At 45.2% G+C, this 19,134-nt stretch carries 13 protein-coding genes; 4 read left to right on the forward strand and 9 right to left on the reverse strand.

All coding sequences use genetic code 11. The features are described 5' to 3' along the window. From J4N42_RS11735 to J4N42_RS11750, 4 genes are all read left to right on the forward strand, one after another. Positions 1–876 (forward strand): glucosamine kinase nucleotide-binding domain-containing protein, encoded by an 876-nt coding sequence (locus tag J4N42_RS11735; RefSeq protein WP_252028167.1) that lies wholly within the window; start codon positions 1–3, stop codon positions 874–876. Between the two features lie 7 nt (positions 877–883). Then, positions 884–2,797: a beta-N-acetylhexosaminidase gene (locus tag J4N42_RS11740; RefSeq protein WP_252028169.1), complete on the forward strand. Its 1,914-nt coding sequence runs from the start codon at positions 884–886 to the stop codon at positions 2,795–2,797. A gap of 91 nt (positions 2,798–2,888) precedes the next feature. Further along, positions 2,889–5,294 (forward strand): glycoside hydrolase family 94 protein, encoded by a 2,406-nt coding sequence (locus J4N42_RS11745; protein WP_252028171.1) that lies wholly within the window; start codon positions 2,889–2,891, stop codon positions 5,292–5,294. A 50-nt stretch (positions 5,295–5,344) separates the two neighbouring features. Beyond that, the gene (locus J4N42_RS11750; protein ID WP_252028173.1) at positions 5,345–6,757 is read left to right on the forward strand and encodes a phosphoglucomutase/phosphomannomutase family protein; all 1,413 of its coding nucleotides are present in this window, start codon (positions 5,345–5,347) and stop codon (positions 6,755–6,757) included. Positions 6,758–6,829: 72 nt separating this feature from the next. Here J4N42_RS11750 and J4N42_RS11755 read toward each other — a convergent pair whose 3' ends face one another. From J4N42_RS11755 to J4N42_RS11795, 9 genes are all read right to left on the reverse strand, one after another. Next, a complete protein-coding gene (locus J4N42_RS11755) occupies positions 6,830–7,858 on the reverse strand; it encodes an ABC transporter ATP-binding protein (protein ID WP_252028175.1) in 1,029 nt (342 codons plus the stop codon). Continuing rightward, positions 7,858–9,483 carry an ABC transporter permease gene (locus J4N42_RS11760; RefSeq protein ID WP_252028177.1) on the reverse strand — a complete coding sequence of 542 codons (1,626 nt, stop codon included), beginning with the start codon at positions 9,481–9,483 and terminating at the stop codon, positions 7,858–7,860. Before J4N42_RS11760 ends, J4N42_RS11755 begins: the two co-directional genes overlap by 1 nt. Before the next feature lie 100 nt (positions 9,484–9,583). Then, positions 9,584–10,600, reverse strand: a complete 1,017-nt coding sequence (locus J4N42_RS11765; RefSeq protein WP_252028178.1) for a Fe(3+) ABC transporter substrate-binding protein — start codon at positions 10,598–10,600, stop codon at positions 9,584–9,586. Positions 10,601–10,763: 163 nt separating this feature from the next. Continuing rightward, positions 10,764–11,582, reverse strand: a complete 819-nt coding sequence (locus J4N42_RS11770) for a DsbC family protein (protein WP_252028180.1) — start codon at positions 11,580–11,582, stop codon at positions 10,764–10,766. A 124-nt stretch (positions 11,583–11,706) separates the two neighbouring features. Next, the gene (locus J4N42_RS11775; protein ID WP_252028182.1) at positions 11,707–12,936 is read right to left on the reverse strand and encodes an ammonium transporter AmtB; all 1,230 of its coding nucleotides are present in this window, start codon (positions 12,934–12,936) and stop codon (positions 11,707–11,709) included. Between the two features lie 26 nt (positions 12,937–12,962). Continuing rightward, positions 12,963–13,301, reverse strand: a complete 339-nt coding sequence (gene glnK / locus J4N42_RS11780) for a P-II family nitrogen regulator (RefSeq protein WP_004742633.1) — start codon at positions 13,299–13,301, stop codon at positions 12,963–12,965. 198 nt (positions 13,302–13,499) lie between these two features. Then, on the reverse strand, positions 13,500–13,862 hold the full coding sequence (locus tag J4N42_RS11785) for a YacL family protein (RefSeq protein ID WP_252028183.1): 363 nt from the start codon (positions 13,860–13,862) through the stop codon (positions 13,500–13,502). 142 nt (positions 13,863–14,004) lie between these two features. Further along, positions 14,005–16,593 carry a bifunctional aconitate hydratase 2/2-methylisocitrate dehydratase gene (gene acnB, locus J4N42_RS11790; RefSeq protein ID WP_252028185.1) on the reverse strand — a complete coding sequence of 863 codons (2,589 nt, stop codon included), beginning with the start codon at positions 16,591–16,593 and terminating at the stop codon, positions 14,005–14,007. 253 nt (positions 16,594–16,846) lie between these two features. Next, positions 16,847–19,114, reverse strand: coding sequence for a patatin-like phospholipase family protein (locus J4N42_RS11795; RefSeq protein ID WP_503034768.1), 2,268 nt, complete (start codon positions 19,112–19,114; stop codon positions 16,847–16,849). Between the last annotated feature and the right edge of the window lie 20 nt (positions 19,115–19,134).

Genomic DNA, 19,134 nt, shown 5'->3' on the forward strand with positions numbered 1-19,134 from the left:
ATGGCGACTTATTATGTTGGAATAGACGGTGGCGGCACTTCTTGCCGAGCAAGAATACGAGATGAAAATGGTGTGCTAATCGGTGAAGCGAAGAGTGGCAGCGCTAACATTCTGCTTGGTGTTGATACCGCAATGGCTTCAATTCAAGAGGCCATCATTCAAGCAGCACAAAAAGGCGGGTTATCAGATAAAGATTTCTGCGCGATGCACCTTGGATTAGTCTTAGCTGGCGCAGAACAGAAGTCGGCATGGCAAGACTTCATGTCACAAGCACACCCTTTTGCGAGCATGACACTCAATACCGATGCTTACGGCGCCTGTATTGGAGCTCACAACGGTGATGATGGCGCGATCATGATTGCTGGTACAGGTTCATGCGGCATCTACCTCAATTCAGGGCAGCAGCATGTGGTTGGGGGACGAGAATTCCCAATTTCAGATCAAGGTGGTGGCGCAGTAATGGGGCTACGCCTAATTCAGAAAGTGTTACTGATTCAAGACGGAATTGGTGAGCCCTGCCAGCTATCTCAGTATGTCATGAAGCACTTTTCAGATGATGTAGACAATATCGTCGCTTGGTCTAAAACGGCAATTCCGAAAGACTACGGACAATTTTCACCAGCCATTTTTGAGCATGCCCAAAATGGAGACTACCTTGCTATCGATATGCTGCAGCAAACGGCAGCGGACATCGAGATGTTCCTAGTCGCTTTACATCGTAAAGGCGCTAACCGCATCTGCCTAATGGGCAGTATCGCTGAGCGTATACTTGCTTGGCTTTCCCCACCAGTTCAACAGTGGATTGTTTCCCCTCAGTTCGATGCAATTGAAGGTGGAATAATGATCGCTGGTAAACCTGAACACAATTTGTATTGAGGTTGATATGAGTTTCCGAGTTGATTTGGCCGTAGTATCAGAACAAAAGCAATTTTGTCGCTTTGGCCTAACCGTCCATAACTTAAGTGATCAGGACATCCATAACTGGTCACTGACATTTGTCATTGATCGCTTCATCTCTCCAGATAGTGTTACGAATGCCGCACTTTCTCAAGTTGGCAGCTTCTGTACTCTTGAGCCAAACAACACACATCTAAAGGCCAATGCACATTTTTACTGCGAATTTAGCATTACAACCGCACCGCTTCGTTTCTACACCGATGGAATCAAAGATGCCTTTATACAGTTCAACAACTCAAGTGCTCGCCACCCAGTAGTTGTCACTCCTATCGTATTGGCTTCGCCATACAAGGAAAGGACCCACATTACACCTGTCGATGCCGCCACTCTTAATATTATTCCCAAGCCGAATCAATACGAGATTTATGACGGGCAATATACGCTTTCAAACGACAGTCAAATCACGCTACAGGCATCAGGAGCGGAAGAAGCCGCTAACTGGTTACAGCAAGAATTGTCTTCACTGTTTGACTTTAAAATGAAGCCGATAGGTAAAGGCGACATATTATATCGAACCAACCCCACTCTGGATGAAGGTGAGTACCAGCTCATCGTCGACCGCTTTGGTGTCCGATTAGAAGCGGGGTCTGCGAGCGGTTTTGTTCACGCGAGCGCGACGTTACTCCAGGCCCTAACTCGTTGCGCTGAGCCTAACCAACTCACAATTCCCTACCTCAAGATCGTTGATTCTCCTCGGTTTAAGTACCGAGGCATGATGTTAGATTGTTCAAGACACTTTCACCCTGTAGAGCGTGTAAAGCGTTTAATCAATAACTTGGCCCATTACAAATTTAACACCTTCCACTGGCACCTAACCGATGACGAAGGTTGGCGTATCGAGATCAAAGCATTTCCGGAACTAACCCAAGTGGGTTCGACACGCTCAGTGGGTAGCCCTTTAGTTCCTCAGTTTAGTACGATCAGTGAAGAGTACAGCGGCTTCTATAGCCAAGCAGAAATCAAACAAGTCGTCGCTTATGCCGAGCAGCGTGGTATTACCATCATTCCGGAAATTGATGTACCAGGACACTGCCGCGCGGCGATTAAGTCACTGCCTCATTTATTGGTCGATGATGAAGACCACTCACAATATCGCAGTATCCAAAACTACAACGACAACGTGCTCTCTCCTGCACTTCCTGGCACTTATTTATTCCTAGATAAAGTTCTGGAAGAAGTGGCTGAATTGTTCCCATCAAAATGGGTTCATATTGGCGCTGATGAAGTGCCATCTGGGGTTTGGGAAGAAAGCCAAAAGTGCCAAGCACTTATGCAAGAACATGGCTACAGCGACACCAAAGAGCTTCAAGGACATTTACTACGTTACGCAGAGAAAAAACTGCGCTCACTCGGCAAACGAATGGTTGGCTGGGAAGAAGCTCAACATGGAGACAAAGTAAGTAAAGATACCGTGATTTACTCTTGGTTAAGTGAAGAAGCAGCTTTGAAATGCGCTAAACAAGGCTTCGATGTCATTCTTCAGCCAGGACAATACACCTACCTTGATATGGCTCAGGACTACGCACCTGAAGAACCGGGAGTTGATTGGGCTAACGTGATCCCACTAGAACATGCTTATCGGTATGAGCCACTGGCCGAACTCGATGACCAAGACCCGATAAAAAAACGCGTCCTCGGCATTCAGTGTGCTCTGTGGTGTGAAATCGTCAACAACCAACAGCGTATGGATTACATGATATTCCCAAGGCTTACAGCAATTGCTGAGGCATGTTGGACGCAGAATACTCAGCGTAATTGGGAAGATTACTTATCACGTTTGAAAGGGCATTTGTCGCTGCTTAACAAGCAAGGCATCAACTACCGTTCACCGTGGAAATAAACAACAAGCCAAAGAGTGTTTGCACTCTTAGAGGTTTTCACTAGCAAAATTTTGGTTGTGACATTCACAACTTATTTAAAAGGAAAGAACAATGAAATACGGCTATTTCGACAATGAGAATCGCGAATACGTCATCACTCGCCCAGACGTACCCGCTCCATGGACTAACTACCTAGGTACCGAGAAGTTTTGTACGGTAATTTCTCACAACGCGGGTGGCTACTCGTTCTACAATTCACCTGAATACAATCGTGTGACCAAATTTCGCCCGAATGCGACCTTTGATCGCCCTGGACACTATGTCTACTTGAGAGATGACCAAACAGGCGATTACTGGTCTATCTCTTGGCAACCTGTTGCTAAAAGCCTAGATGAAGCAAACTATGAAGTTCGTCATGGCCTGTCTTACTCTAAGTTTAAGTGTGACTACAACGGTATCACTGCGACTAAGACGCTATTTGTTCCTAAAGGCGAAGATGCGGAAGTTTGGGATGTCGTGATCAAAAACACCTCGGACAAACCACGCACTATCAGTGCATTTTCGTTTGTCGAGTTTTCATTTAGCCATATTGCCTCTGATAACCAAAACCATCAGATGTCTCTCTACTCTGCAGGCACTGAATACAAAGATGGTGTTATCGAGTATGACTTGTACTACAACACCAATGATTTCGAAGGTTTCTACTACCTAGCATCAACATTCGACCCAGACTCATACGACGGTCAACGTGACAGCTTCCTAGGTCTATACCGTGACGAAGCAAACCCAATCGCAGTTGAACAAGGTAAATGTACTAACTCTGCTCAAACTTGTTACAACCACTGTGGTTCACTGCACAAACAATTTGTTATCCAACCAGGTGAAGAAGTTCGTTTTGCTTACGTACTAGGTATTGGTAAAGGCAATGGTGCTCGCCTGCGTGAGAAATACCAAGACCTAGCCAACGTTGACGCTGCATTTGCAGGCATCAAAGCACACTGGGATGAGCGCTGTGACAAGTTCCAAGTAAAATCTCCAAACGAAGGTCTAGACACGATGATCAATGCTTGGACCCTATACCAAGCAGAAACTTGTGTGGTTTGGTCTCGCTTTGCATCATTCATTGAAGTCGGTGGACGTACTGGCCTTGGTTACCGTGATACTGCCCAAGATGCGATTTCGGTTCCTCATGCTAACCCAGAAATGACCCGAAAACGTATCGTTGACCTACTTCGTGGACAAGTAAAAGCCGGTTATGGCCTGCACTTATTCGATCCTGACTGGTTTGATCCTGAGAAAGCAGACGTTGAGCCTTCCAAGTCTCCAACGGTTGTACCTACACCATCAGATGACGATAAAATTCATGGTATTGAAGATACCTGTTCAGACGATCATCTTTGGATTGTCCCAACCATCTGTAAGTACGTAATGGAAACTGGTGAACATCACTTCTTTGACGAAGTCATTCCATACGCAGATGGTGGTGATGCGACTGTTTATGAGCACATGAAAGCAGCGCTCGATTTCTCGGCAGAGTACGTAGGACAAACAGGCATCTGTAAAGGTCTACGTGCAGACTGGAACGACTGCTTGAACTTAGGCGGCGGTGAATCTTCAATGGTGTCTTTCCTACATTTCTGGGCACTACAGGAGTTTATTGACCTAGCGAAATTCCGTGGAAACGAAGCGGACGTAACTAAATACACAGAGATGGCAGCCAACGTTCGTGAAGCGTGTGAGACTCACCTGTGGGATGACGAAGGTGGTTGGTATATCCGAGGCCTAACTAAAGATGGCGATAAGATCGGTACTGCTCAACAAACCGAAGGTCGTATTCACCTAGAGTCAAACACACTTGCTGTTTTATCAGGTGCGGTATCTCAAGAACGTGGTGAAAAAGCAATGGATGCCGTTGATGAGAACCTGTTCTCTGAGTACGGCCTACATCTAAATGCGCCTTCATTTGCAACTCCGAATGATGACATTGGTTTCGTTACTCGCGTATACCAAGGTGTGAAAGAAAATGGCGCCATCTTCTCACACCCTAACCCATGGGCGTGGGTAGCCGAAGCGAAACTAGGCCGCGGTGATCGTGCGATGAAGTTCTACGATGCACTAAACCCTTACAACCAAAACGACATCATCGAAAAGCGTATCGCTGAACCGTACTCCTACGTTCAGTTCATCATGGGACGCGATCACCAAGATCATGGTCGTGCTAACCACCCATGGTTAACTGGTACATCGGGCTGGGCATACTTTGCGGTGACCAACTTCATTCTAGGTGTACGTACTGGCTTCGAAGGTTTAACAGTCGACCCTTGTATTCCAACGAACTGGCCAGGTTTTGAAGTGACTCGTCAATGGCGTGGCGCGACATACAACATCAAAGTACAAAACCCAGACTCAGTAAGTAAGGGAGTGAAATCGATCACCGTCAACGGCGAAGCAGTGACTGGAACGATTCCTGTACTAACAGAAGGCAGCGTAAACGACGTAGTGGTTGTTCTGGGCTAAGAATCAATAAGGCGCTAATTTTAGCGCCTTTTTCTACAAGGATTAGAGAAATGATTAAATTTGGTACTGGTGGTTGGCGCGCATTCATTGGTGAGGAGTTCACTAAAGATAACGTACGCCTAGTAGCGCAGGCACTTGCCAACATCATTAACAATGAGAATGCAGCAGGCAACGGTTTTGTTATCGGTTACGACCGTCGCTTTCTTTCAGACAAAGCGGGCCAATGGTTTGCTGAAGTTCTGGCAGCGAATAGCATCACTGTCAGCTTTATCGACAAGTTTGTTCCTACCCCAATCGTAATGTTCAAAGCGAAAGAAATGGGCTGTGCATACTCTGCATGCATCACGGCTTCACATAACCCTGCAGACTATAATGGTGTAAAAATCTTCATTGAAGGTGGCCGTGACGCTGACGAAATCATTACCCAAAAGATTGAGCAGCAAATTTCTGTATTGAAACAAGAAGATGTTAAGTCTGTCGATTTTGAACAAGCGGTTAACGATCAAGCCGTTGTCATCATCAACCCAATGAACGAATTCGTTGATTCGATCATTGATTTTGTCGATATCGAAGCCATCAAAAAAGCCAACTTACGTGTGCTAATCGACCCAATGTTTGGTGTGGCTAAAAATGCTCTACAGACTGTATTGATCAATGGCCGCTGTGATGTTGATGTGATCAACGACGGCAAGAACCCCGATTTCGGTGGCTTAATGCCGTCACCAAGTGCCGCAACTCTGTACCGACTAAAACACTTAGTTGCCGCTGAAGGTTATGATATTGGTATCGGTACAGATGGTGATGCGGATAGACTTGGCATTATCGACGAAAAAGGCAACTTTATTCACCCGAACGAAGTACTTATTCTGTTGTACTACTACTTGCTAGAGTACAAAGGCTGGAAAGGCTCTGTAGTACGCAATATTGCCACTACCCATATTCTCGATAAGATTGCCGCAGATCATGGAGAGAAGAGCTTTGAAGTACCTGTTGGCTTTAAGCACATTAGCTCGCAGATGGAAGCAGACGATTCCCTCATCGGTGGGGAAAGCTCTGGCGGTCTAACCATCCGAGGCCATATTAAAGGCAAGGATGGTGTCTTCGCTTCCAGTCTATTGGTTGAGATGATTTCCGTGACAGGCAAAAAACTATCAGAGCTGCTTGGAGAGATTTACGGTAAATACGGATACGCATACACCGCAGAGGGTGACTGCACATTTAAACCAACTCAGAAACAAGCTTTGTATGACAAGATTTATGTCGAGAAGCAGCTACCACAGTTTGAATATGAGATCGAGAAAGTCAGCTACGAAGATGGTGCGAAAGTCTACTTCAAAAACGGCGGCTGGGTTATTGCACGTTTCTCTGGTACAGAACCATTACTACGAATTTTTGCAGAAATGCAAGATAAAGACACTGCGGAACGTGTTCTTCAACAGGTAAAAGACTTCTTGTCTTTGTAATTACCCGACCACTTGCTCTTACGAGCACCCTATAGGTGAAGAACACTTGCCCGGCGAAAGCCGGGCTTTTTTCTAGAAGGCTAAGATTCCGTTAGTGTTCACTTTCACCGACACCATTTGACCAAGGTTCAGTGCTTCACTTGAACTTGCCAATAATTTACTGCCACTCGCATCAATCACATAACGACAATGGTCACCCATAAACTGTTGTTCAAGCACACGAACACTACTGTCTTCTGTCGAACTAATTTGAATGTGTTGTGGACGCAATAGCAACTCGCATTGAGTATCGACATCAATATGTTGCTGAGCTTTTGCTTCCACCACCCCGAGATCGGTTTGATATTCAGATTCAGAAATACGTTTAGCTGGTAAGTAACTCCCGCCGCCTAAGAAATCTGCAACGAACTTACTCGATGGGTGGTAATACAACTCTGTTGCGGTGCCGTACTGCTCAATAACACCATTATTCATTACCGCCATCTTGTCGGAAAACGCAAAAGCTTCCTCGCGACTGTGTGTAACGAAAATCGCTGTCACACCTTGCGCTTTGAAGATCTTGCGAATTTCACCAATCAACTTATGGCGAACTTGTGTATCAATATTAGAAAATGGCTCATCTAACAATAGGAGATCGGGCTTATACGCCAAAGAGCGAGCGATGGCTACACGCTGCTGTTGACCACCAGACAACTGATGTGGGAAGCGATCACCGTACTCAGCAAGACGTACTAAGTGAAGCATTTCACTCACTTTCTCCTGCTTTTCTTGTACGCTGATATTCCTTAATCCAAACGCGATATTTTCCGCAACGGTGAGATGAGGAAAAAGGGCGTAATCTTGAAATATCATGCCAATGTTACGTTGCTCAGGAGGTAGCCAATTGTCACCATCATCAATGGTCATGCAGTTTAAGCTCATCGTTCCTGAGCTTAACGGCAAAAGACCAGCAATTGCTTTCAACAAAGTGGTTTTGCCACAACCGCTCGCCCCCAACAAACAAACGATCTCGCCATGCTCAACGTTTAAAGATAGTGACTCTAAGATGGTCTGAGACTCATATTTACATGTCAGGTTTTGAATTGATAACGCACAGCTCATTAGTGGGATTGCTCCAAGGAACGGTTAACAACAACAAGTGGAATCAAACCCACTAACACAAGAAGTACAGCCGGCATTGCCGCCAACTCTAGATGCTCATCAGAAGCATAGTTAAATACATAAGTCGCCAAGGTTTCAAAGTTGAACGGACGAAGCAACAAAGCGGCATTAAGCTCTTTCATTGACTCTATGAACACAAGCAAACCTGCAATCAATGCTCCACGACGAATAAGTGGTAAATGTATCCGACGGAGCATTTGATTTGAGTTACACCCCATGGTGCGAGAAGCCATATCCAAAGACGGCGACACTTTATTTAGGCTACTTTCAATACTGCCGATCGCGACTGCAGAAAATCGCACAACCAGAGCAAAGATAAGTGCGAACATTGAACCAGAGAAAATCAAACCCGGTCTGCCCCACTCCATGGCTCTAGCGATATCATTCACAAAATGATCCATGAACAGTACCGGCACCATCACACCAATAGCTAAAACAGTTCCAGGTACGGCATAGCCCATCGAGGATAGACGCATGAACGCCAAACTACGGCGCGTTGGGCTCACTCGATGGCAAAAATTAACGATAAGGGCAATGGCAACACCAATAAATGCAGCCGCGAACGAAACTTGTAAACTATTGATTGCGTACTGCTTAAACTCCGCCGTCCAGCTTTGTTCGAAGTATTTGTAAGCATAGATACACAGCTGAAGTAACGGGAATATAAATGCCACCGAGACTAATCCCCAACACCAACTTAGCGCTGTCCACTTTTTCCAACCTTTCAGTTCATAACGAAAATCTTCTCGGCTGCTAAATTGGCTTTGGAAGAGTTTCTGCTTACGTCGGCTGTATCTTTCAGCACTTAAAAATAGCAGGACAAATATCAACATAATCGCAGATATTTTGGCCGCAGCACTGAGGCTAGAGTATCCGAGCCAAGTATCGTAAACGGCGGTCGTCAATGTACTCACGGCAAAATAGTTCACCGTGCCAAAGTCGCCGATGGTTTCCATTGCAACCAACGACAAGCCTACAGCGATAGATGGGCGAACAAGCGGCAAAGAAATTCGTCTAAAGCTTTCCCAAGGTGAACACTTCAACAATCGAGCAGATTGAAGCAAAGAGACATTTTGCTCCATGAAGGCGGCGCGGCATAACAGGTAAACGTAAGGATAAAGTACCAACGCCAACACAATCGTCGCGCCCGTTAAAGTACGTATATCAGGGAACCAGTATTCACCAGGCCCCCACCCTGTCATATCTCGCAGTAGTATCTGAATCGGCCCGGCGAAATCAAACCAATCGGTAAAAATGTATCCCACGATATAGCCCGGCATCGCAAGAGGCAGAACTAATGCCCATTGTAATACGCGCTCTGATGGAAGTTTGCACATCGCCATCAACCAAGCACTAGGGATACCGAACACCAAGGAAAGTGCCATCACTCCTACAACAAGAGTAATAGTGTTAGTGGTGTAGGTTGGAAGTACCGTTGACATCAGATGAGGGAAAATATCATCAGTGTCACCGATAGCCGTATAGAAGATCGCTAAGATCGGCAAAACCAGTAGCAGAGCCAAGCTCGCACTACTGGTTTTCCATAAGAAATTTTTTTCTTTCATCGCCTAATTACAACAAGGCTGTATGAAACACAAATGCCATTGCAAATACATCTCATATCCCTTTAAAAAAATAGGGGTACAGTTATACCCCTAGATTCAATTAAAGGTCAAATTTCACTTCGTCTAGAAGTTTGATTGCTGCTGCGTGATGCGCTGCAATTTCATCCAAAGAGACAGTATCTGCTTTGAAATCGCCCCATGAAGCAACAAGTTCAGAACGCTTAACGCCTTCTTTCACAGGGTACTCATAGTTAACTTCAGCGTACATTTGTTGAGCTGTGTCACCCGTTAGGAATTCCATCAGCTTAAGCGCGTTCTCTTTGTTTGGAGAGTATTTTGCCATCGCCATACCGCTAATGTTTACGTGTGTACCTTCTGCGTTTTGGCCAGGGAAGTTAATGTAAACAGCGTCAGCCCAAGCTTTTTGCTCTTTATCGTTAACCATTTTACCTAGGTAGTAGCTGTTACCTAGAGAAACATCACATAGGCCTTCTTTGATTGCTTTAACTTGAGCGCGGTCGTTGCCTTGTGGTTTACGTGCTAGATTAGCCTTTACGCCTTCTAGCCACTCTTTCGTTTCCGCTTCACCTTTATGAGCGATCATCGCTGATACGAGAGATACGTTGTATGGGTGCTTACCACTACGAGTACAGATCTTGCCTTTGAATTCAGGCTTAGCAAGGTCAGCGTATGTGAAGTCATCACCTAGCTTACCAACACGGTCACGTGACGAGTACACGCTGCGAGTACGAGTTGTCAGAGCAAACCACTCGTTGTTGTCGTCTTGGTATTGTGCTGGTACGTTAGCTTCAATAACTTCGCTATCGACTTTTTGTACTAAACCTTTGTCAGTTAGTTCAGCGAGACGGCTGATATCCACAGTAAGGATAACGTCTGCAGGGCTGTACTCACCTTCTTGAGCCAGTTTCTCAGCTAAGCCTTTTTTAGCAAACTTAACGTTTACTTTAATGCCTGTTTCTTTAGTGAACTCATTGAACATTGGTTCAACCAAGAATGGTTGGCGGTAAGAGTATACGTTCACTTCTTCAGCAGCCATCGCCGCTGCTGGTACTAGAGTGCTACATGCTAATGCTGATAGAGCTAGCAGTTTTTTCATGGTTTAGTCCTTTACATCGTAATGATAACGTTTATCAGTTGCGTTATTATATTCATCAATATTTTAATTACAATGATCGTAAACAAAAAAACCAGCTTTTGCTGGCTGGTTTCTTTGTGGTTATTTTGTAACAAGACTTTTCATGCACTCAACTCGGTGACCTTTATAACTGATCAAGTGTATGACGCAGCTGCGCTGCCGGCACATAACCACCAACCTGATAGCCTGACACGGCATAAATACTTGGTGTGCCAGAAATGCCAAGCTGAGCCCCCAAAGTGAGGTACTTGTTGACGATGTCTTCACACTTTTGCAGTTCACTTGCAGAAATATCCGCTGGAAGTTGAGGTGGCTTTTGGTTTGCTTTCGCATAATCCAAGCCTGCTTTTCGGTCCTTTGAGCAATAGGCGTTCACCAGCATTTTATATGCAGCGCCGTTTTTACCGCTTCTTGGGTAAGGTAAATATTGAATTGAAAGCCCTTGTTGCTGGTACTCCGCAATCTCTCGATGCAGTCGGTTGCAATAGCCACAAGTTGGGTCAGTAAAGACATACAGCTTATCCCCACCACCTGATTCAGGTGAGGACATATCAATCAGGTCACTTGAATCAATATTGGCGAGTAACGGCTTTACGTAGCTCGCTTGATATTCTTGACTGATGGATGACTTATCATCCAGTCGAATCAGGCTAGTTCTATCTCCAACAATGATGGCATCGACATCAGCAAGGTACGTTAGGGTGTGAACATCCTCTGAACTTGGATCTTGGAGCTTTAGTAAGTAATTATTGCTCTGCCCTATCTGGCGAACATGACCTACATACTTTTTATTGCTTTCCATCTTTATACTGGTGCCAAACAGCTTGTCCATGATCCTTTGTTCAATGTCGGCACGCTGTTTTTCTGCTACTTGGTTTAGCTCTGAACTGGCATAAACGCTGGAAGACAACATAACGATAAGACTCACTAACCAAACTTTCATTCATCACTCCATGACGTATCTTTTATTCAAATTCACTATAAGAATAAATGAGTTCACCTTCTAGCACCATAAACAAAAAGGCCAGCTCTTTGCAGAGCTGGCCTTTTCATATTCCATTGAAGGGTTATTTTACTGTGACAAACTCAGGGTAAGCACCCACACCACAGTCGTGCATATCCATGCCTTCTAGTTCTTCGTCTTCGCTAACACGGATACCCATTGTCGCTTTCAGTACAGCCCAAACCGCTAGACTTGCACCAAATACCCAAGCAAAGATTACCGCAGCACCAAATAGCTGTGCACCGAAGCTCGCATCACCGTTGCTTAGTGGAACAACCATTAGGCCGAAGAAACCACACACACCGTGTACAGAGATAGCACCAACAGGATCGTCGATTTTCAGTTTATCTAGACCGATAATGCTGAATACCACTAGTGCACCTGATACTGCGCCGATAGATACCGCATAAAGTGGCGATGGAGACAGTGGGTCAGCAGTGATAGCCACTAAGCCTGCTAATGCACCATTTAACACCATAGTTAAATCAGCTTTGCCCCACGTTGTTTTACACACTAATAGTGCAGCGATCGCACCTGCAGCAGCTGCAGCGTTAGTGTTAAGGAAGATCTGACCAACTGCGGTTGCATTCTCGAAGTCAGAAACCATCAATTGAGAGCCACCGTTAAAGCCGAACCAACCAAACCATAGAATAAACGTACCCAATGTCGCTAGCGGCATGTTTGAACCAGGAATTGGGTAGATTTCACCGTTTTTACCGTATTTACCCTTACGAGCACCTAGCAGTAGAACACCAGCAAGAGCGGCAGCCGCACCAGCCATGTGAACGATACCTGAACCTGCAAAGTCACTGAAGCCAGCTTCAGATAGGAAACCGCCGCCCCATGTCCAGTAACCTTCCATAGGATAAATAAACGCAGTTAGTACTACTGAGAAGATAAGGAATGACCAAAGCTTCATACGCTCAGCAACCGCACCTGAAACCACAGACATGGCTGTAGCAACGAACACAACTTGGAAGAAGAAGTCTGACTCAAGTGAGTGATCTGCGCCTTCGCTTTGTGTACCAATCAATGTTCCAAATGAAGGTAACCAACCGCCTTCTCCATTGTCGACATACATAATGTTGTAGCCAACCAGTAAGAAAGTCGTACACGCGATTGCGTACAAACAAATATTTTTAGTTAAGATCTCGGTCGTATTCTTCGAACGTACAAGGCCCGCTTCCAGCATCGCAAAACCTGCTGCCATCCACATTACTAACGCACCTGAAATGAGGAAGAAAAAAGTGTCTAGTGCGTAACGTAATTCCGTTACTGTTGTTGATAGTTCCATCTTAGTGTCTCCAGTCCTTTGAATTCTTAAAGTGCCTCTGCGTCCATCTCGCCAGTACGAATACGTACCGCCTGGCTCAGGTCGTAGACAAAGATTTTTCCGTCACCAATCTTGCCGGTGTGCGCCGCTTTAGATACGGCTTCAATCACGCGATCGACGTTTTCAGCTTGTGTCGCAATTTCTAGTTTTACTTTTGGCAAGAAATCCACTTGGTATTCTGCACCGCGATACAACTCTGTATGACCTTTCTGGCGGCCAAAACCTTTTACTTCTGAAACTGTCATTCCTTCAATTCCCACATCCGCTAATGCTTCACGAACGTCGTCTAGTTTGAACGGTTTGATAATGGCATTAATTAGTTTCATCGCATCCTCTCTGAAGCTGTAGTCCTTTTAACACTTCTATTAATCCAAGGTACGTGCCAACTTGTTAAGTCTTTGTTTATCAATACTTATTCAACATAACCCTTTATAAAAACAAAAAAGGTCGCACCATAATAGTGCGACCTTTTCACAATAATAATGCGCTGCACTATAAGGCAGCATCTAAAGCGTTAATGAAGGTTAGTAACCCAGAAAGTCTATCCACCGCTCAATCAGCAATTCAAAATCATCCAACCCGCAACTGGCGCTTGCTTCACTATCATAGAAGTCAAACTCACCTTCTAGTTCTTGTTCGTGAGCGAGGACATTTTCCTCAACCACCACCTCATTATCATGAATGGATAGGCTAATTTCAGTGCCAAGTAGTTTTAGTTCTTGGGCTGGGTTACTTTTCGCCAATTCAATCAGCTGGTCCACTTCTTCTATCTTGTTACGGTTCTTACCAATTTCTTCTTGTAGCCAACGACCAACAACTTCATGACCCATACTGCATTTCACGTAGTACTCCCCCATAAGGGTATTGCGAGTAAATTGAAATTCCATACTGGCTCCTAGGCATTTAAACGACTTGAAAAAATAGGCGCAGAGTATAACGACTCACTCGCCAACTCTCTAGGGCCTTAAAACAAAAAAGCACTTGTGAAAATCACAAGTGCTTTTGTATCAATCCATTAGAGCTTTTCGATTATGCAGGCTCTTGGAAAATAACCGTATCTGCTTTCTCTGTGTACTGACCCATCTTGTGGAAGTTCAAGTAACGGTAAGTATCTGCTGCCGTTGCATCAATCTTCGCAGAGTACTCTAGATACTCTTCCTTAGTAGGGATGCGACCAAGAATCGCACCTACTGCAGAAAGTTCAGCAGAGGCGAGGTAAACATTCGCACCGGTACCTAAACGGTTAGGGAAGTTACGCGTAGAGGTAGACATTACTGTCGCTTTATCAGCAACACGCGCTTGGTTACCCATACATAGAGAACAACCTGGAGTTTCGATACGAACCCCTGCACGTCCAAAGATGCCGTAGTAGCCTTCTTCGGTAAGTTGGTCTTTATCCATCTTCGTCGGTGGAGCTACCCATAGGCGAGTGCTCAATGAGCCGTTAAACTCTTCAAGCATCTTACCTGCGGCACGGAAGTGACCAATGTTGGTCATACAAGAACCGATGAATACTTCTTGGATTTCTGTACCTTGAACATCAGACAGAAGACGAGCGTCATCTGGGTCATTCGGAGCACATAGTATTGGCTGATCGATTTCTGCTAGGTCAATCTCAATTACGTGAGCGTATTCTGCATCATCGTCAGCAGACAGTAGCTCTGGGTTTGCTAACCACTCTTCCATCGCTGTAATACGACGCTCAATAGTACGCACGTCACCGTAACCTTCAGCGATCATCCACTTCAGCATTACGATGTTAGAGTTCAAGTACTCTTCGATAGACTCTTGAGAAAGCTTAACCGTACAACCAGCAGCTGAACGCTCAGCAGAAGCATCTGATAATTCAAACGCCTGCTCTACTGATAGGTGTTCAACACCTTCGATTTCAAGTACACGACCAGAGAATTCATTGATCTTACCTGCTTTCTCTACAGTCAGTAGACCTTGCTTAATACCGTAGTAAGGGATGGCATGCACTAGGTCACGAAGTGTAATACCTGGCTTCATTTCACCTTTAAAGCGAACCAAGATTGATTCTGGCATATCAAGAGGCATAACACCTGTTGCAGCAGCAAATGCGACTAGGCCTGAGCCTGCTGGGAAAGAAATACCTAGAGGGAAGCGAGTATGAGAATCACCACCAGTACCTACCGTGTCAGGTAGAAGCATACGGTTTAGCCATGAGTGGATAACACCATCACCTGGGCGTAATGAAACACCTGCGCGGTTCATGATGAAATCTGGCAACGTATGGTGAGTGTTAACATCAACTGGTTTCGGATACGCAGATGTGTGACAGAAAGACTGCATCACAAGGTCTGCCGAGAAGCCAAGACACGCAAGATCTTTCAGCTCGTCACGAGTCATAGGGCCAGTAGTATCCTGAGAACCTACTGTCGTCATTTTTGGCTCACAGTATTGACCAGCGCGAACACCCTCAACACCACATGCTTTACCAACCATCTTCTGAGCCAGCGTGTAGCCTTTATCTGAAGCAGAAGGATCAATTGGCTTAGCAAACAAATCTGTTTCTTCTAGACCTAGAGAAGTACGAGCACGGCTTGTTAGACCACGACCAATGATCAGTGGAATACGACCACCTGCACGAACTTCATCAAGTAGTACTTTACTTAACTCAAAGCTAGAGATTTCAGCACCATTCTTACGTACTACACCTTCATACGGGAAAATATCGATAACATCGCCCATATTCATTTGTTGTACGTCGAGTTCAATCGGTAATGCACCTGAATCTTCCATTGTGTTGTAGAAGATTGGCGCGATCTTACCACCTAAACAAACACCACCAGTGCGTTTGTTTGGTACGTATGGGATATCTTCGCCCATAAACCAAAGTACTGAGTTTGTCGCAGACTTACGTGAAGAACCTGTACCAACAACGTCACCTACGTAAGCAAGCTGAATACCGTCTTTTTGCAGTTCTTCGATTTGGTTGATAGGGCCAACACTACCAGGCTGGTCCGGATTAATACCGTCACGCTCCATTTTTAGCATCGCTTTCGCATGCACTGGGATATCTGGGCGAGACCATGCATCTGGGGCTGGAGATAGGTCATCGGTGTTGGTTTCACCGGTAACTTTGAATACTTTAACTGTGATTTTTTCAGCCACTTTTTCTTTCGACGTGAACCAATCAGCATCAGCCCAAGATTGAAGTACCTGCTGAGCAGCGGCATTGCCTGCTTTCGCTTTTTCTTCAACGTCGTAGAACGCATCAAACATCAGTAGAGTGTGAGACAGCGCTTTCACCGCAATTGGTGCGAGCTCTGCATCTTCAAGTAGTGCAATCAGTGATTCAATGTTGTAACCACCTTGCATTGTGCCTAGAAGTTCAGCAGCTTTCGCGCGACTTACTAGTGGTGATTCAACTTCACCTTTAGTGATAGCTGTTAAAAAGCCAGCTTTAACGTAAGCAGCTTCGTCTACACCAGGTGGAATTCGATTTTCTAGAAGGTCAAGAATAAACTCTTCTTCACCTTGAGGGGGATTTTTCAGTAACTCAACAAGTCCAGCGACTTGCTCAGCATCAAGGGGCTTAGGAACAACTCCCTCGGCAGCACGCTCTTCGACGTGTTTACGGTAGGCTTCAAGCACGACTTTTTCCTCTCATTGCGGTTCCTCCTTTTCTAATAGCTTTTATAAAAAGAAAGGAGTGAACATCCTTGGAAACTTGGCTCTCCATTGCCAGCGTTTTCATTCAATTAGACTGAGAAACAGCGCCAGAGAGGCCAAACTGTGGAACGCAGAATAGCAAATTTAACTTAAAATTAAAATCTTATCATTTTGACCAACATAGCAACTTAAGACTAAAGTCCCACTATTTTTCACTATAAAGTCGACAAATTTGCTACTTAAACGTCGTTCCAATAATTAAATATACTGAGCTAAAATTATCTTCGGTACGGCCATAACCTAGCATGATAGGTCCTACTGGTGAATCTACCCCAGCAAACACCGAACCCGCCAAATACAATGGCGCTTCATTGAGGTCGATATCAGGATCAGACCACACACCACCATATTCAATCGAGGTACCGACGTAAAATGGTGAGGTAAATATACCGAAATCATTATCAAACCAACGGTATCGGTACATTAAGCTACTAAACACCTTATTCTGACCAATTAAGCTATTTCTAGGAATGCCAGAAAGGTTCAAGAAGCCGCCGATTTCTTTCGGGTTGATCGGCACAGAAGAGTTCTTGCTCTGTACGACGCCATAATCTAAATTTGCGACCAAAGTATGGCGTTTAATACTCTTGGCACCAATGAATCGAGCACTGATTTCGTGCACAGTATCTTCTGATTCTTCAGCACTAATCCCCGCGGTGCTGCCATCCACTGTGTCATGGGAAACCATGTATTCGAGGTTGAGATAGATGCCGCGAGTTGGAAGGCTAAAATCGTTCAGAGTATCGATTCGGAAACTGGTAAAGCCGCCGATTCGCTTGTACTCCATATCTAGATAAGACGGTAAGCTAGAGAGCTCCGCCTCACCATCTACATAGCGAACCCCCAATTTCAGCTCATTCCAAAGCGCATTTTGGTAACCCAACGCAAACTCTGCTCCCCACTCGGTGTAAGTCACAGGTAAGTAGTCTTTAGTCGCTTCTAAACTGGTATCTTCAAATCCGCCTATTGGTGCATTTCGCTTATCATTACTGTACTTAATGCCTAGCGTGGTGAAGGCTTTTTGGCTCGAAAGTAAAGGAGAGTATAGTTGGGCTTCAATCAGCTTGTCTGTACCCATATCCAGATTGGTACGTAGCTCCGCCCCATTGTCATTGAGGTCAGTAAAATTGGTCGAAATACCAATCGAGTACTGACTATCGGTACTAAAATCATCTTCGAGGAAGAAACGGAAGTTGACGTAATTAGGCCCCCAAGATTTTTCGTTTACATCGACAACTAGCTGGTTATTGCCTTCTTCGTCCTGAGCATACTCGTAAGTAATCAACTCAAAACGGTCGAGTGCATATAAGCTTTGGACGCTTTTCTCGATCTCTTCAGTGGTGTGCCTTTTGCCCGCTTGCAAATTAAGGCGTTGCGCGAGCAGTTCATCACTATAGTGGGTGTTGTTGTTAATCACGACTTGGTCGACAACTACTTCATCCCCATATGTGAGCTTTTTGCGCGCTTGCTGCTTTGCTTCAACATAACGTTGGTACTCTTTGCTCGAAACAGAGAGTTGCACTAGTCGCTCTTGCTGCTCCATCGCAATTTCAACACCTTCTTTGTATGCATCGGGCATCTTGGCAAACTCAGTAGTCTGCATACCACCAACATCAGGGTGCAAGTACACATCTTTGTCGGTCAAGGTTTCTGCTTGTTGCTGGGTACTGCGGCGAACTAGATAGTTTGAAAGCTGATTAGCGACTGTTAGGTAAGTGGTAAATTCTTCTTCGTCTTTGTAGTCACTACTGATATCAACGGCGATAATGATGTCTGCACCGAGTTCACGAGCGACGTCGACAGGCATATTGTTGGTGACGCCGCCATCCACAAGAAGTTGGCCGTCAATTTCATAAGGCGGTAAAGCGCCAGGGACTGACATACTGGCCATCATGGCATCAACTAAATGCCCTTTCCCCAATACGACTGGCTTTAAATCAATGATATCGGTCGCAACCGAACGATAAGGAATTGCGAGCTCGTCGAAAGAATCTAATGCAGGCAGGTTTCCAGAAGTCTCGCGCAAAATGCGCAACATGTTTTGCCCTTGCACAACACCTTTAGGTGCACGCATCTCACCCCAGCTTAATCCGAGATCGGTGTTGATTTGATACCTGTCTTCGTACTCTTTGTCTCTGACTCGGCGGTCGCTACGGCTCACTCGATCGCGGTAACCGTCATTCCACTCTACCGAATAAATAAAACTCTCGATTTCATCGGCGCTCATGCCTGTCGCATATAAGCCACCAACATAAGCACCCATACTAGTGCCGGTAATAATATCGACTGGTATTCGCAGTTCTTCTAACGCCTTCAGCACGCCTATGTGTGCAGCACCTTTAGCGCCTCCACCAGCTAAAACAACAGCGACTTTCGGTCGCTCTTTATCCGTTGAGTTCACTTGTTCAGCATGAGCAACGGTTGAAACTGCACACGCAAAAATGGCAAGTCGAGTAAACAAAG

The sequence above is a fragment of the Vibrio sp. SCSIO 43135 genome (genome assembly GCF_023716665.1).
Taxonomy (GTDB): Bacteria; Pseudomonadota; Gammaproteobacteria; order Enterobacterales; family Vibrionaceae; genus Vibrio; species Vibrio paucivorans.